The sequence below is a fragment of the Ruegeria sp. HKCCSA071 genome, from assembly GCF_017872555.1.
Lineage (GTDB): Bacteria > Pseudomonadota > Alphaproteobacteria > Rhodobacterales > Rhodobacteraceae > Ruegeria.
Genome location: NZ_JAEDOX010000001.1, coordinates 1,329,636 through 1,343,478, shown reverse-complemented (window position 1 = coordinate 1,343,478; position 13,843 = coordinate 1,329,636). Strand labels below are relative to the sequence as shown.

Genomic DNA, 13,843 nt, shown 5'->3' with positions numbered 1-13,843 from the left:
TCCTTGATTGATATGGGAGAGTATGACATATTTTAAAAACGAATATTTTTGATGAAACCCATAAGGAATTGTGAAGATGCGGAATCTGGACATCACAACCCTGCGCTCATTTGTTGCTGTGGCAGATCAGGGGGGAGTGACACGCGCTGCCGGGTTCCTGCATCTGACGCAATCTGCGGTCTCGATGCAGTTGAAACGGCTGGAGGAGTTGCTTGGCCTGCAGTTGCTGGACCGCAGTGGCAGAACGATTGCCCTGACCGCGTCCGGTGAACAATTGCTGGCTTATGCGCGCCGCATGATCGCATTGAATGATGAGGTCATCTCGAAACTGACCGATCAGGCCTTTGAAGGTGAGGTGGTGTTGGGGGTTCCTCACGACATAGTTTACCCGGCCATCCCCAGGGTCCTGCAACGATTCAACGCGGATTTCCCGCGGGTCAGAGTTCAGCTGGTGTCGTCTTATTCCTTGCAGTTGAAAGATATGTACAAACGCGGTGAATGTGACGTGATCCTGACAACGGAACCGTCGTCGGTGGACGGTGCGGAAACCATTGCAGAGCTGCCCTTGCGCTGGATAGGTGCACCGGGCGGGTCAGCCTGGCGCAAGCGTCCGCTACCTTTGGCACTTGGACGTCGCTGCTTGTTTCGACCACAGGTGATATCCGCGCTGGATGCAGCCGGTATTCCCTGGGAGTTGTCGGTGGAAACTGAAAACGACCGCACAATCGAGGCCACAGTCAGTGCTGATCTGGCAGTGTATGCGGCACTGGAAGGTACCGAAGCCGCACATCTTGAGCAGATCGAAGGCGGCGGTGCGCTACCGGACCTGCCTGCGCATATGATCAACCTGTATGGTGGCGAGCCGGGTCGAGACGCGGTTGTCGAAGCACTGGCGCAGTTGGTGCGTCAGAACTTCCGCCTGCTTGCGGGAACGCAACTGCGTGCCGTGGTGGGTTGATTGCGGTCAGGGGGTGATCACGATTTTGCCCGTCGATTTCCGCTCTTTCAGCAACCGCATGCCCTGCGCGACCTCATCAAGAGGCAAGACGTGGCTAATGTGCGGATTGATACGGCCCTCGGCGTGCCAGCGGAAAAGGGTGCCAAAGCTTTCGCGTACGGCTTCCGGCCGGAACTTCAAATACCCGCCAATGTAAAAGCCGATCACGGTCAGGTTCTTGACCAGCAGATGATTGGCGGGGATTTGCGGAACATCTCCCCCGGCAAATCCGATGGGCAGCAGGCGGCCTTCAGGATTGGTGGCGCGAAAGGCCGCCTTGAACACATCGCCGCCGATTGCGTCATAAACGACATCCGCGCCGCCAAGCGATCTGACCCGATCCCTCAGATCCTCTGAGGCATCAATCAGGTGGTCGGCCCCTGCGGCGCGTGCAACGGCCAGCTTTTCGAGGCCGCGGGCCTGTGCGATGACGGTGGCGCCCATGAGCTTGCCGATTTCAACTGCGGTCAGCCCGACACCGCCCGCTGCGCCGGTAACCAGAAGCGTCTCGCCGGGTTGCAGTCGGGCGCGGTGGTCAAGCGCCATGTGGCTGGTGCCATAGGCAATCTGGATCGCAGCGGCGTCTTCGAAACGGGTCGTGCCCGGCAACGGGATCGCGCGATCGGCATCGAATACGCCAAATTCTGCGAGCCCTCCCTGACCGGAATAGACGGCAATCCGGTCGCCTAGTTTCAGGGTGGACACATCTGGACCTATGGCATCCACGACACCGGCGATTTCCATACCCAAAGTAAACGGTGCAGGCGGTGTATCCTGATACGTGCCTTTCTGCATCAACAGATCAGCGAAATTCAAACCGCAGGCTTTGATCGCAACCCGCACCTGACCTTCACCCGGTTCGGGTTTCGGTACATCGCACAGCTGGGCAACTGCCCCGTCAGATCGAATACAATAGGCCTTCATTTGGCTCCTCACGTGTTTGGGGCATAGGCACGTGGGCTGTGCAAGATGTCAATTCCTTATGCGCGGCGCCCCGAAACGACTGCAAATCTGTCGCATGTCCAACCGGGCCACGCGAAAAGCGGGCAGGGCATTTGACGCATACAACCACAGCCCTTGTGAGGGGGGATCGATTCAACCAGCTTGAAAAAAAATTTAAAACGGGCAATATAGACTATCAGTGCTGGTAAACGGGGGACGGCACAGTCCGGATCAGGGGGCGTTTAAGGGGAGCCCTCTTGGTATTGCGATATCGGACGTCGCACGATCCCGTACAAATGTGTGTAGTAGAGGAGAATACCAATGACTCATCACGTCGATGTTCATGTGGGCAAGCGCGTTCGGCATCGCCGCTGGCTGATTGGGATGACCCAGCAACAGTTGGCGCAGCAAGTTGGTATCAAGTTCCAGCAGATCCAGAAATATGAGACCGGAGCCAACCGAATCAGCGCGTCGCGCCTGTGGGACATTGCCGAGGCATTGGATGTTCCGGTCAGCTTCTTCTTCGAAGGATTGGAAGAAGCCCAGAAAAGCAGCTCGGAAAAGAAATCTGTTCCAGCTGATCTGATGGGCGATAAAGAAGCCTTGGATCTTGTCCGCTCTTACTACGCAATTCCGGAAAACCAGCGCCGCCGCCTGTTTGAACTTGCACGTGTCCTCAGCGACGTCGCCTGATCAGACCGGCTTGACTTTGCCAGGTAATGCCCGCACCAGAGTGCCATGCATCCGGCGAGTTTAAGCGACATTGAAATTGCAGAAGAAATGGCCGAAGCGGCACGCGCGGCCATTCTTCCTTTTTTTCGTCAGACCAATCTGGAAACTGCGAACAAGCTGACCGATGGGTTCGACCCCGTCACCGTGGCGGACCGGGCCGCCGAAAAAGCCATGCGAGAGGTTCTGTCCCGGTTGCGCCCCGAAGATGGCGTGTTGGGTGAAGAATACGGTGCGCACAAAGGCAGCAGCGGCCGAACCTGGGTCTTGGACCCCATCGACGGGACGCGCGGGTTTATCAGTGGTACACCAACCTGGGGCGTTCTGATCGCGCTCAGCACAGCAGATGGGCCGATCATGGGGGTGATTGATCAGCCCTACATTGGCGAACGCTTTGTCGGATCGACTGCTGGTGCGCAGCTTAAAGGGCCGCTGGGGACCAGTAAGCTGCAAACACGGGGGACGAAATCTCTGGCGCAAGCGACGCTGTTCACCACTTTTCCTGAAGTCGGCACCCCGGATGACCGGGCCGGGTTTCAGGCCGTATCGGAACAGGTGCAACTGACCCGGTATGGAATGGACTGCTACGCTTATGCCTTGTTGGCCGCTGGGCAGGCGGATCTGGTGATCGAAGCAGGGCTGAACTCGTATGATATTCAGGCCCCTATTGCGGTTATTCAGGCGGCCGGTGGAATTGTGACCGACTGGCAAGGCGGCCCGGCGCATGAGGGCGGTCGTGCATTGGCCGCAGCCAACGCAGAGATTCATGCAGAGGCGCTTCAGATCCTGCGTCGGTTCTGAAACCTGTTGTCGCAGATCCCGATGGCGGGTACATAATAGACAGTCGGTTCTTGAGCCCGTTTTCCACCGACCTTCGCACTCCTTGCAAGAGACGGGCAGATTCAGGAGCGCGACATGACAGAAATCCTACTCAAAAATGCTGACCTGATCCTGACGATGGACGAGTCCCGGCAGGAACTCCCCGGGGCTGACATTTTGATCCGCGACGGCCAGATCGCGGGAATCGGGCAGGGATTGCAGGCACAAGGCGAGGTTCACGATGTTTCGGGCTGTCTGGTGACACCCGGGCTGGTGAACACTCATCACCATCTTTACCAAACGTTGACCCGCGCGGTGCCGGGCGGGCAGGACGCATTGCTGTTCGGGTGGCTTCAGACACTCTATCCGATTTGGGCGAAGTTCGGTCCAGACGAGATGTTCACCTCGGCCCAGATCGGTTTGGCAGAGCTGGCACTGTCAGGCTGTACGCTCAGTTCTGATCACCTGTACCTCTACCCCAATGGTTCGCGGCTGGAGGATACGATTGCTGCCGCATCCGAGTTGGAGATTCGATTTCACCCAACACGCGGCGCGATGAGCATTGGTGAAAGCGATGGCGGCCTGCCACCGGACAGTCTGGTTGAAGAAGAAACAGCCATACTGGACGACATGATCCGTGTCGTGGATGCGTTTCACGATCCGTCAGAAGGATCGATGTGCCGTGTGGGTCTGGCCCCGTGTTCACCGTTCTCGGTCAGCCGGGACCTGATGCGCGATGCAGCCCTTCTGGCACGGGACAAAGGTGTGATGTTGCATACGCATCTGGCTGAAAACGATGAAGATATCGCCTATTCACAGGCTCAGTTCGGTTGTCGGCCCGGTCAATACGCCGAAGATCTGGGTTGGACTGGCCCGGATGTGTGGCACGCCCATTGTGTCAAGTTGGACGGGGCCGAGATTGATCTGTTTTCACGTACGAAAACGGGTGTCGCTCATTGCCCATGTTCGAACTGCCGTCTGGGATCAGGCATCGCGCCGGTGCGGACGATGCGCGATGCGGGGGTAAAGGTGGGTCTCGGCGCTGATGGTTCGGCCAGTAATGACAACGGCAATCTGATGCTTGAGGCTAGGCAGGCGCTGCTGTTGCAGCGGGTGGTCAATGGGGCAGATGCGATGTCGGCCCGTGAAGCGTTGGAGATTGCGACACGTGGCGGGGCCGATGTGCTGGGGCGTCCCGATTGCGGGCGGCTTATGCCGGGAAAACGTGCGGATGTCGCTGTTTGGGATATGCGCTGTGTCGAAAGCGCAGGCAGTTGGGACCCGGCAGCTCTGCTTCTTGCAGGTCCGATGCAGGTAAAGCACCTGTTTGTCGAAGGCCGCCAGATCGTGCGGGATGGGCATATCACGACGATTGACCTGCCCCGCGTGATTGAGCGTCAAAACAGTCTTGCCAAGGAGTTGCAGGCCTAGGCGGCCTGCCGCCCACCGATCCAGACCTCGGCCACAGCCCGATCATCACCCATCATGATGGTAGGGAAGATGGCCTCCCAAACATCGTTTGCGCAAGCTTCGCGCTGGGCGATGGCCGGGGTCGAGGCGAGATCAATCACGACCAGATCCGCCTCCATTCCCGGCGCAATGTTGCCGATACAATCATCCATCCGCAGGCTGCGCGCCGACCCGACCGTACCCAGCCACAGCAATTGCGCCGGATGCAGGGGTCGCCCACGCAACTGACCTATTTCATAGGCGGCAGCCATGGTGCGCAGCATTGAAAAACTTGATCCGCCACCGGTATCTGTTGCCAAACCGATCCGGTGGCCATCATGGATCAAGCCGTTCATGTCGAACAGACCCGACCCTATGAAGGTGTTCGAGGTGGGGCAGTGGATCAGTGACGCATCAACCTCGCGCAGACGATCGCGTTCCCGATCTTCCAGATGGATGACATGCCCATAAAGTCCGTTCTGCCCCAGCAGCCCGAACTTTTCGTAAGTGTCCAGATAGTCCCGGGCATCGGGGAACAGGGAGCGGACCCACTCGATTTCGTCTGTCTGCTCGCTCAGGTGTGTTTGCATCAGGCAATGGGGATGTTCCGCCCAAAGCGCGCCCATGGCCTCAAGCTGTTCAGGAGTGGACGTAGGCGAAAACCGGGGCGTGATGGCATAAGACAGGCGGTCGACACGGTGCCATTTCTCAAGCAGCGCGGCAGATTGGTCATAGGCTGTCTGGGCCGTGTCACGCAGACCTTCAGGCGCATTGCGGTCCATGCAGGTCTTGCCCGCGACCACACGTTGTCCCCGTTGCTGCGCGGCAGTGAAAAAGGCATCCACGCTTTCGGGGTGGATTGTGCAAAAACTGCACATCGTCGTTGTGCCATGGGCGGCAGTCAGATCCAGATAACGGTTGGCGATTTCAGAGGCGTATTCAGGATCACCAAACTTCATCTCTTCGGGGAAGGTGTAGGTGTTCAGCCAGTCGATCAACCGCTTCCCCCAACTGGCGATCATGGCCGTCTGCGGGTAGTGCACATGCGGGTCAACGAAACCCGCGATGATCAGGTGATTGCTATGGTCCTTGATGACGGCATCAGGGTGACGCCGCATCAGCGCATCAGACGCTCCGACATCAGCAACGCGCCCTTTGTCAATCACGACCGCTTCGTCCAGCCGGGTCGCTTCGGTTGGCTCTCCGTCAAAGGGTGAGCCTGTGAAACTCAGAACGTGCCCTTTCAAAAGCGTCTTTTGCGCCATTTGCCCTGTTCTCCACCTGTTTGGGACCACGCTGTAGCATAGGCAGACGAAAGAAGTGGGTAAATCGGCGCATTGTCATTGTTTTCTGGTAGCTGCTTCTTCTATTTAGGGGCCAATCGCCGAACGAAGGGGTCAGCGCATGACGACAGGCAGTGATCAAGCCGAACACGATCTGCCCCAGGACGATGACGCGTATGCGCTGGATCGCCGGACCGTGGCGGCGATCCTATACGCCGTCGATGTGGATGATCGCGACAAGCTGATTGAGCTGATGGAGCCGCTGCACGCGGCCGATATCGCTGACCTTTTGGAGCAGATCAATCCTTATGATCGGGCGCGGCTGATCCGGCTTTATGACAAGGAATTTGACGGCGACATCCTGTCTGAACTGGATGAATCGGTTCGCGAGGAAATCATCGCCGTCCTGACTCCCGAGGTTCTGGCGGAAGCCGTGCGCGAGATGGAAAGCGACGACGTCGTTGACCTTCTGGAAGACCTTGAGGAACCGCAGCAGGAGACCATTCTGGGCGCGCTCGAAGATTCCGAGCGGCTAGCAGCGCAACAAGCGCTTGCCTATCCCGAGAATTCGGCTGGTCGTTTGATGCAGCGCGAGGTCGTCATGGCGCCCGAGCATTGGACCGTCGGTCAGGCCATCGACTTTATGCGTGCCAATGACGATCTGCCCGAGCAGTTCTATCATGTTGTTCTGGTCGATCCGCGTCTGAAGCCAACGGCGCAGGTGACATTGGGCAAGCTGATGGCGTCCCGACGCGAAGTGCCGTTGTGCGATCTGGCGGAAGAGGAGTTTCACATCATCCCCGTTGATCAGGACGAGGAGGACGTGGCTTATGCCTTCAACCAGTATCACCTGATCTCGGCCCCCGTGGTGGATGCCGATGGGCGTCTGGTTGGTGTGATCACCATCGATGACGCGATGGTCGTTCTGGATGAAGAGCACGAAGAAGACATCCTGCGCCTTGCCGGTGTGAGCGACGAAAGCTCTCTGTCAGATAGTGTCGCGGCGACCAGTCGGCGACGGTTGCCCTGGCTGGCGGTAAACCTGTGCACGGCAATCTGTGCCTCGTTGGTTATCTCGCAATTTGCGGCGGCTATTGACCAGCTTGTCGCGCTGGCCATCCTGATGCCGATTGTAGCATCCATGGGGGGCAATGCGGGTACTCAGTCGCTGACCGTTGCAGTGCGCGCATTGGCGACACGCGACCTGACCAATTCAAACGTGATGCGCGTTATCAGGCGGGAACTGCTGGTGGGCATGTTGAACGGGCTCTGTTTTGCCATTGTGCTGGGGACCGTGGGAATGCTGTGGTTCGGTTCACCTTGGCTGGGTGTCGTGATTGGGTCAGCCTTGGTCGTGAACATGATCATCGCGGGCTTTGCAGGTACGGTAGTACCGGTGGTGCTGGATCGTCTGGGAATTGACCCGGCGCTGGCTTCAGGAACCTTTGTGACAACCACAACCGATGTCATGGGGTTCTTCATCTTTCTTGGGCTTGCCAGTGTGGTGCTATTGTGACCGATCTGACAGAAATCAAAGCGGCTGCACGCAAAGCGGCGTTTGCGCGCCGCAAAGTCGCGTTCGACACGCGTGTTCCCGGTGCGGCCGGACGTTTGTCCGAGGTTCTGGCGGGTTATCGCGGCGTGCCCTTGTCAGGCTACATGCCAATCCGAACCGAGATCGACCCGGTGTCTGCCATGGCTGAAGCTGCGGCTTATGGACTTGTCGGTGTTCCCGTGATCCAAGCCGCTGGAAAACCTCTGAAATTTTCGCGCTGGACGCCAGAAGGACCGCTGAAAGACGGCCCATTCGGCGCCAAAGTGCCTGAGGTTGATGATTATTTCGATCCCGAAATTCTGATTGTGCCGCTGGTGGCTTTTGATGCCAACGGCGGGCGCCTTGGATATGGTGGTGGATTTTATGACCGCACGCTGGAAGGATTGCGAGGCAAGCGCGCGACAATGGCAATCGGTTTCGCTTTTGACGCGCAAGAGGCGCAGGATCTGCCGCTGGAGCCGACCGATCAGCCGCTGGACATGGTTGTCACGGAAAGCCGGGTGCTGACGTTCTAGCTGCTACTGTTCGAAATGGCTGCGCAAGTAATCCCAGGCATCCACCTCGGTGCCGTCTTTCAGGATGCAGACCCCAAAGACGCTTCCGTCTTCGTTCTTCCGAAGTTGGTAAACCCCATCATTCTCGATGCAAAAGGTCGCGGCGGGGTTGGGCATGGATGTCTTCGTACCTTGGGCCATAACGCCCGAAGCGGCCACAAGGCCGACTGTCAGTATTGCCAATAATTTCACAACATGTCCTTTTGACTTATGCGCATGGCTATGATTTTGCCGCGCCTGCATGCAATTTCAAGTTCGGGCTCAACTTAAATTTCACGGTTCCGCCTTGTTATTGCCCAGCACAGCCCCTACGACCCGGATCATGAGGATTTTGTTTCTTGGTGATGTCATGGGGCGCGCGGGGCGCGCGGCCGTTCAGCAGCATTTGCCGCGCCTGCGCGACGAATGGCGGCTGGATTTCGTTGTGGTCAATGGCGAAAACGCGTCGAACGGCATGGGGTTAAGCGGCGATCACGCCAAGCTGCTGCTGGATGCCGGGGCAGATTGCCTGACATTGGGCGATCATGCGTTCGACCAGAAAGACATGCTGCAATATATCGAGAAAGAACAGCGCATCGTGCGCCCGGTGAACTATGCCAAGGGCGCACCGGGGCGGGGGCACCGGCTGTTCAACGCACCCGGCGGGCGCAAGGTTCTGGTGGTGCAGGTGCTGGGGCAGGTATTTATGAAACGGCCATTTGACGACCCGTTCTCGGCCATTGAACCTATCCTGAAGTCGCACCCACGGGGTGGACAGGCTCAGGCTATCATCGTCGATATGCATTGCGAAGCGACGTCTGAGAAGATGGCCATGGGTCACTATTGCGACAAGCGTGCCAGCCTTGTGGTGGGCACACATACCCATGTACCGACAGCGGATTCACAAATTCTGCCGGGTGGCACAGGCTATCTGACGGATGCGGGCATGTGCGGCGACTATGACTCGGTCATTGGTATGGACAAGCAGGAACCGATGCGCCGGTTCATAACCGGGATGCCCAAGACCCGATTTACCCCCGCCAATGGTGAGGCCACGCTGAGCGGCGTTTTTGTCGAAACGGATGATCGCGACGGCCAGGCCAAATCTGTTCGCATGGTGCGCGTTGGTGGGCGTTTGGAACAAGCCGGGCCTGATTAACGAACGTCGGGCTTGCTCTGCCACGCGCAATGCGTGAAACTGCATGTCATCAGGCGCTTGGGCCAGGGTTCGGACAGAATACCACGAATGCATTTCCTTCCACTGACAGAGACGGGCAGCGCGATTCTGGCGCTGCTGATTGTTGCGAGCATGTTCGTCATGTTCCTGCGCGAGGTTTATCCGACCGAGGTCGTGGCCATCGGCGGTGTCTCACTGATGCTGGTCACAGGGATATTGCCCTATCAAAGCGCGCTGGCGGTCTTGTCCAATCCCGCGCCTTGGACGATTGCGGCGATGTTCATCATCATGGGGGCCTTGGTGCGGACCGGGGCCTTGGACGCCTTCACATCGACCGCGCAAAGGCAGGCACAGGTCAACCCGCGCATCGCCATCGGTTTGCTGATGGGGTTTGTCGTGCTGGCATCGGCTTTTGTGTCGAACACGCCCGTTGTTGTGGTCATGATCCCGGTTTTTGTTCAGATCGCCCGCACGCTGAATGTACCCGCGTCAAAGCTGCTAATTCCACTCAGTTATGCCGCCATTCTTGGCGGGACACTGACACTGATCGGAACGTCCACCAACCTGCTGGTGGATGGTGTGGCCCGTGCGCAGGGGATGAAAGCATTCACGATATTCGAGGTCACGCCGCTGGGGATTGCACTGGTGATCTACGGCATGATCTATCTGCGTTTCATCGCCCCCAGATTGCTGCCCGAGCGGGACAGCATGGCCTCGTTGCTTAGCGACCGGTCCAGAATGAAGTTTTTCACTGAAGCGGTCATTCCGCCTGACAGCAACCTGATCGGGCGTGAAGTGACCGGCGTTCAGTTGTTCAAACGCCCCGGCGTGCGACTGATCGACGTGGTCCGGGGCGATGAATCGCTGCGGCGCAATCTGAAGGGCGTCGAATTGCAGGTCGGTGACCGCGTGGTCCTGCGGACCGAGATGACGGAACTTCTTAGCCTTCAGACCAACAAAGAGCTCAAGCGCGTGGATCAGGTTTCCGCTGTCGAGACCAAGACGGTCGAGGTGCTGATCACACCCGGATGCCGGATGGTGGGGCGGACATTGGGAATGCTGCGGTTGCGGCGCCGGTACGGTGTCTATGTGCTGGCCGTTCACCGCCGTAATCAGAATATCGGCCGTCAGTTGGATGACCTGGTGGTGCGGGTCGGGGATACATTACTGCTGGAGGGCGCCCCGGCAGATATCCAGCGCCTAGCGGCGGACATGGACATGGTGGATGTCAGCCAACCCTCTGCACGCGCCTTCCGTCGCAGCCATGCGCCGATTGCAATTGGCGCGCTGGTCGGGATCGTCGTCCTGGCGGCATTGGGTGTCGCGCCGATCCTGCTGCTGTCGATTGTGGCCGTAGCCGTGGTTCTTCTGACCCGCTGCATCGATGCAGACGAGGCGTTTTCCTTTGTTGAAGGTCGCCTGTTGGCGCTGATCTTCGCGATGCTCGCCATCGGTGCGTCACTGGACAGCTCTGGCGCGGTTTCACTGATTGTCGAGGCCGTGGCACCGGGATTAAGCGCTTTGCCGCCCTTCCTGATCATCTGGGCGATCTATCTGCTGACCTCGGTGCTGACCGAACTGGTTTCCAACAATGCGGTTGCGGTTGTGGTCACGCCTATTGCCATCGGGCTGGCCCAGGCCGTCGGAATGGACCCGCGCCCGTTGGTGGTTGCGGTTATGGTGGCGGCTTCGGCATCGTTCGCAACACCGATCGGATACCAGACTAACATGATGGTCTACGGCCCCGGCGGTTACAGGTTCACCGATTTCATGAAGGTCGGTGTTCCGCTAAATCTGACAGTCGGATTGCTGGCATCGCTGCTTATTCCGTTGATCTGGCCTTTGTGATTTCGGCGCAGAATTGCCACTTTGTCGAAGCGCATCTTGCAAAGATCCAAGGGCACACGATCTTTTGCGAAGAGGGTTTGCAAAAGGATTTGACCTATGCAGCATTTAAGTCGCGCAATATGGGTGGGTGCAGCAACTTGGGTAGCGTCAAGCGGTGTCGCCATTGCCGGTGCAGTTGAAGGGACTGCCACGTACCGAGAGCGCATTGCACTGCCACCGGACGCAACCCTTTATGTCGAGCTTCAGGATATCTCGCTGGCCGATGCCCCCGCTGTCACACTTGCCGCGCAACGGTATGCGCTGAGCGGGGTGCCCGCGCAGTTCAAATTGACTTATGACGATGCGCTGATCATGGATGCCCATCGCTATGCTGTGCGGGCGTCAGTGATGCAGGGGCAAAACCTGCTGTTCACCACAGATACCGTTTACCCCGTTCTGACGAATGGGGCAGAAAATGCCGCTGATCTTCTGTTGGTTCAGGTCCAGGGGCAAGGGTCGGCAGCGCTGGACAACACCCAATGGACCGCCTCGGGCCTGAATGGTGCGCCTGTCGAATCCGAAAAACGCCCCGAGCTTGTCTTTGGTCAGGATGGGGTCTTTTCAGGAAGCAGCGGCTGTAACCGGTTCAGTGGTCAGGCCGAAATTTCCGGTAATCGCATTGCGTTTCCAGACAACATGGCGGCAACACTCATGGCGTGCCCGCCCCCGCTGGACGCGGTTGAGCGGCAATTCCTGCAAGCCTTGCAAAACGTTACGACATTCGCGATGCAGGGCAACGCTCTGGCTCTGCTAGATGCGCAGGGCCAGCCGGTGATCAAACTGGTGCGCAAGTAACAGGGAAAGTGCGTCAGGCAACGGCCCTTGATCGCCCGGCATTTCGACCGGAAAAGATGCAGCCGCCCAGGAATGTACCCTCCAGCGCGTTGTAGCCGTGATAGCCGCCGCCGCCGAATCCGGCGACTTCGCCAGCAGCGAACAGGCCCGGTACCACATTTCCGTCTGATCCAATCATCTGACTGTCCAGATTGGTCTGCAACCCACCCAGAGATTTGCGTGTCAGAATATGCAGCTTGACGGCAATCAGCGGGCCGTTGGCCGGATCCAGAAACTTATGCGGTTTGGCTGTGCGGATCAGTTTATCTCCGCGATAATTGCGCGCGGCAAGGATCGCCATCATCTGCGCATCTTTCGAAAAAGGGTTGTCGACCTGCGAATCCCGGGCTTCGATCTGGGCACGCAGTTGAGCCTCATCTATCGGAGTGTCGCCCAGATGGTTCATGCCGTTGACCAGTTCGGTCAGCGTGTTGGCAACAACAAAGTCCTCACCCTTTTCCTTGAACGCCTCGACCGGAGCAGTTGCGCTGGAACCTGACAGAATGCGCTGACGGATAACCTCTTTCCAACTGCCCGAAGTGAAGTCGGGGTTTTGTTCCGACCCGGACAGCGCAAATTCCTTTTTGATCACCTTCTGGGTCAGAACGAACCAGCTGTATTCATATCCGGTTTTCAGGATCTCACGCAGTGTCCCCAATGTGTCGAACCCCGGCAGACAGGGCGGTGCCAGGCGGTTGCCCCTGGCGTCAAACCACATTGAACTTGGGCCGGGCAGGATGCGAATGCCGTGGGCGGGCCAGATCGGGTCCCAGTTGTGGACGCCTTCGGTGTAATGCCACATCCGATCACCATTGATGACATGGCCGCCCGCTTTTTCGCTGATTGCGATCATGCGGCCATCAACGTGAAAGGGTACCCCTGCAACCATGTCTTTGGGAGGCTCACCCAAACGGTCCCGGGGCCAATTTTGACGCACCATGTCAAAATTGCCGCCAATACCGCCGGAGGTGACGATGATCGACGGGGCATAAACTTCGAACTCGCCAACCTCATCGCGGTTGGTTTTGCCACCGCGCTGGGAGGTGTCATCGGCCAGAATTTCTCCGGAAACACCTTTGGCGGTTCCGTTCTGCATGATGATATGGCTGACCTGGTGGCGGAACTTCATCTGGATCAATCCGGCGCTGACATGGTCGCGGACACGTCGGATAAAGTGTTCAAGAACGCCGGGGCCGGTGCCCCATGTGATGTGAAAGCGCGGGACTGAGTTGCCGTGCCCCGTCGCATAAGCCCCGCCGCGTTCGGCCCAGCCAACGACCGGAAACCAGCGCAGGCCCATTTCGTGCAGCCACTGACGCATCTCGCCAGCCGCAAACTCGATATAGGCTTCGGCCCATTTGCGGGGCCATGCGTCTTCGTCACGGTCAAACTGTGCGCTGCCCATCCAGTCGCGCAACGCCAGATCGTGGCTGTCGCGTATACCCATGCGGCGCTGTTCGGGGGTGTCGACCATGAACAGTCCACCAAGGCTCCAGAACGCCTGACCGCCCAGAAAGGTTTCAGGTTCCTGATCGAGTATGATTACCTTTTTGCCTCGGTCGCCCAGTTCGGCTGCGGCGGCCAATCCGGCCAGACCAGCACCGATTACGATCGCATCAGCAGTGTCGTTTGTCATAA

At 58.2% G+C, this 13,843-nt stretch carries 13 protein-coding genes; 9 read left to right on the top strand and 4 right to left on the bottom strand.

The features are described from left to right. Nucleotides 1-76: 76 nt before the first annotated feature. The gene (locus I9188_RS06650) at nucleotides 77-958 is read left to right on the top strand and encodes a LysR family transcriptional regulator (protein ID WP_209504616.1); all 882 of its coding nucleotides are present in this window, start codon (nucleotides 77-79) and stop codon (nucleotides 956-958) included. A 6-nt stretch (nucleotides 959-964) separates the two neighbouring features. Here I9188_RS06650 and I9188_RS06645 read toward each other — a convergent pair whose 3' ends face one another. After that, nucleotides 965-1,921 carry an NADPH:quinone oxidoreductase family protein gene (locus tag I9188_RS06645; RefSeq protein WP_209504615.1) on the bottom strand — a complete coding sequence of 319 codons (957 nt, stop codon included), beginning with the start codon at nucleotides 1,919-1,921 and terminating at the stop codon, nucleotides 965-967. Nucleotides 1,922-2,260: 339 nt separating this feature from the next. On the opposite strand from I9188_RS06645, the gene I9188_RS06640 reads away from it, so the two are divergent. The 3 genes from I9188_RS06640 to I9188_RS06630 all read left to right on the top strand — a co-directional run bounded on the left by I9188_RS06640 (nucleotide 2,261) and on the right by I9188_RS06630 (nucleotide 4,918). Continuing rightward, nucleotides 2,261-2,632, top strand: a complete 372-nt coding sequence (locus I9188_RS06640) for a helix-turn-helix transcriptional regulator (RefSeq protein WP_209504614.1) — start codon at nucleotides 2,261-2,263, stop codon at nucleotides 2,630-2,632. Nucleotides 2,633-2,677: 45 nt separating this feature from the next. After that, on the top strand, nucleotides 2,678-3,469 hold the full coding sequence (gene hisN, locus I9188_RS06635) for a histidinol-phosphatase (protein WP_209504613.1): 792 nt from the start codon (nucleotides 2,678-2,680) through the stop codon (nucleotides 3,467-3,469). 114 nt (nucleotides 3,470-3,583) lie between these two features. Then, entirely contained in the window at nucleotides 3,584-4,918 is a 1,335-nt protein-coding gene (locus I9188_RS06630; protein WP_209504612.1) for an 8-oxoguanine deaminase, read from the top strand. Here the strand turns inward: I9188_RS06630 and guaD are convergent. Next, on the bottom strand, nucleotides 4,915-6,201 hold the full coding sequence (gene guaD / locus I9188_RS06625; RefSeq protein WP_209504611.1) for a guanine deaminase: 1,287 nt from the start codon (nucleotides 6,199-6,201) through the stop codon (nucleotides 4,915-4,917). The genes I9188_RS06630 and guaD overlap by 4 nt on opposite strands. Nucleotides 6,202-6,340: 139 nt before the next feature. Between guaD and mgtE the strand changes: the two genes are divergently transcribed. Together mgtE and I9188_RS06615 are read left to right on the top strand one after the other, a co-directional pair. Further along, nucleotides 6,341-7,735: a magnesium transporter gene (gene mgtE, locus I9188_RS06620; RefSeq protein ID WP_209504610.1), complete on the top strand. Its 1,395-nt coding sequence runs from the start codon at nucleotides 6,341-6,343 to the stop codon at nucleotides 7,733-7,735. After that, on the top strand, nucleotides 7,732-8,289 hold the full coding sequence (locus I9188_RS06615; protein WP_209504609.1) for a 5-formyltetrahydrofolate cyclo-ligase: 558 nt from the start codon (nucleotides 7,732-7,734) through the stop codon (nucleotides 8,287-8,289). Before mgtE ends, I9188_RS06615 begins: the two co-directional genes overlap by 4 nt. 3 nt (nucleotides 8,290-8,292) lie before the next feature. Here the strand turns inward: I9188_RS06615 and I9188_RS06610 are convergent, their stop codons facing one another. After that, nucleotides 8,293-8,520: a DUF333 domain-containing protein gene (locus I9188_RS06610; protein ID WP_209599575.1), complete on the bottom strand. Its 228-nt coding sequence runs from the start codon at nucleotides 8,518-8,520 to the stop codon at nucleotides 8,293-8,295. A gap of 130 nt (nucleotides 8,521-8,650) precedes the next feature. Here I9188_RS06610 and I9188_RS06605 point away from each other — a divergent pair, with 130 nt between their 5' ends. The 3 genes from I9188_RS06605 (at nucleotide 8,651) to I9188_RS06595 (ending at nucleotide 12,166) form a co-directional block, all read left to right on the top strand. Further along, on the top strand, nucleotides 8,651-9,466 hold the full coding sequence (locus I9188_RS06605; protein WP_209504607.1) for a TIGR00282 family metallophosphoesterase: 816 nt from the start codon (nucleotides 8,651-8,653) through the stop codon (nucleotides 9,464-9,466). A gap of 87 nt (nucleotides 9,467-9,553) precedes the next feature. Continuing rightward, nucleotides 9,554-11,332: an SLC13 family permease gene (locus I9188_RS06600; protein WP_209504606.1), complete on the top strand. Its 1,779-nt coding sequence runs from the start codon at nucleotides 9,554-9,556 to the stop codon at nucleotides 11,330-11,332. Between the two features lie 96 nt (nucleotides 11,333-11,428). Next, a complete protein-coding gene (locus tag I9188_RS06595; protein WP_209504605.1) occupies nucleotides 11,429-12,166 on the top strand; it encodes a YbaY family lipoprotein in 738 nt (245 codons plus the stop codon). Nucleotides 12,167-12,179: 13 nt separating this feature from the next. On the opposite strand, the gene I9188_RS06590 is transcribed toward I9188_RS06595, so the two are convergent. Further along, complete coding sequence (locus I9188_RS06590; protein WP_209504604.1) at nucleotides 12,180-13,841, bottom strand: FAD-binding dehydrogenase; 1,662 nt, start codon at nucleotides 13,839-13,841, stop codon at nucleotides 12,180-12,182. Nucleotides 13,842-13,843: the final 2 nt, after the last annotated feature.

Bases quoted from the DNA above. Each gene is read 5' to 3' on its own strand.
- mgtE (WP_209504610.1), top strand. From the start codon at position 6,341: ATGACGACAGGCAGTGATCAAGCCGAACACGATCTGCCCCAGGACGAT.
- I9188_RS06630 (WP_209504612.1), top strand. From the start codon at position 3,584: ATGACAGAAATCCTACTCAAAAATGCTGACCTGATCCTGACGATGGAC.
- I9188_RS06650 (WP_209504616.1), top strand. From the start codon at position 77: ATGCGGAATCTGGACATCACAACCCTGCGCTCATTTGTTGCTGTGGCA.
- I9188_RS06640 (WP_209504614.1), top strand. From the start codon at position 2,261: ATGACTCATCACGTCGATGTTCATGTGGGCAAGCGCGTTCGGCATCGC.
- I9188_RS06590 (WP_209504604.1), bottom strand. From the start codon at position 13,841: ATGACAAACGACACTGCTGATGCGATCGTAATCGGTGCTGGTCTGGCC.
- I9188_RS06595 (WP_209504605.1), top strand. From the start codon at position 11,429: ATGCAGCATTTAAGTCGCGCAATATGGGTGGGTGCAGCAACTTGGGTA.
- I9188_RS06645 (WP_209504615.1), bottom strand. From the start codon at position 1,921: ATGAAGGCCTATTGTATTCGATCTGACGGGGCAGTTGCCCAGCTGTGC.
- I9188_RS06600 (WP_209504606.1), top strand. From the start codon at position 9,554: ATGCATTTCCTTCCACTGACAGAGACGGGCAGCGCGATTCTGGCGCTG.
- hisN (WP_209504613.1), top strand. From the start codon at position 2,678: ATGCATCCGGCGAGTTTAAGCGACATTGAAATTGCAGAAGAAATGGCC.
- guaD (WP_209504611.1), bottom strand. From the start codon at position 6,201: ATGGCGCAAAAGACGCTTTTGAAAGGGCACGTTCTGAGTTTCACAGGC.
- I9188_RS06605 (WP_209504607.1), top strand. From the start codon at position 8,651: ATGAGGATTTTGTTTCTTGGTGATGTCATGGGGCGCGCGGGGCGCGCG.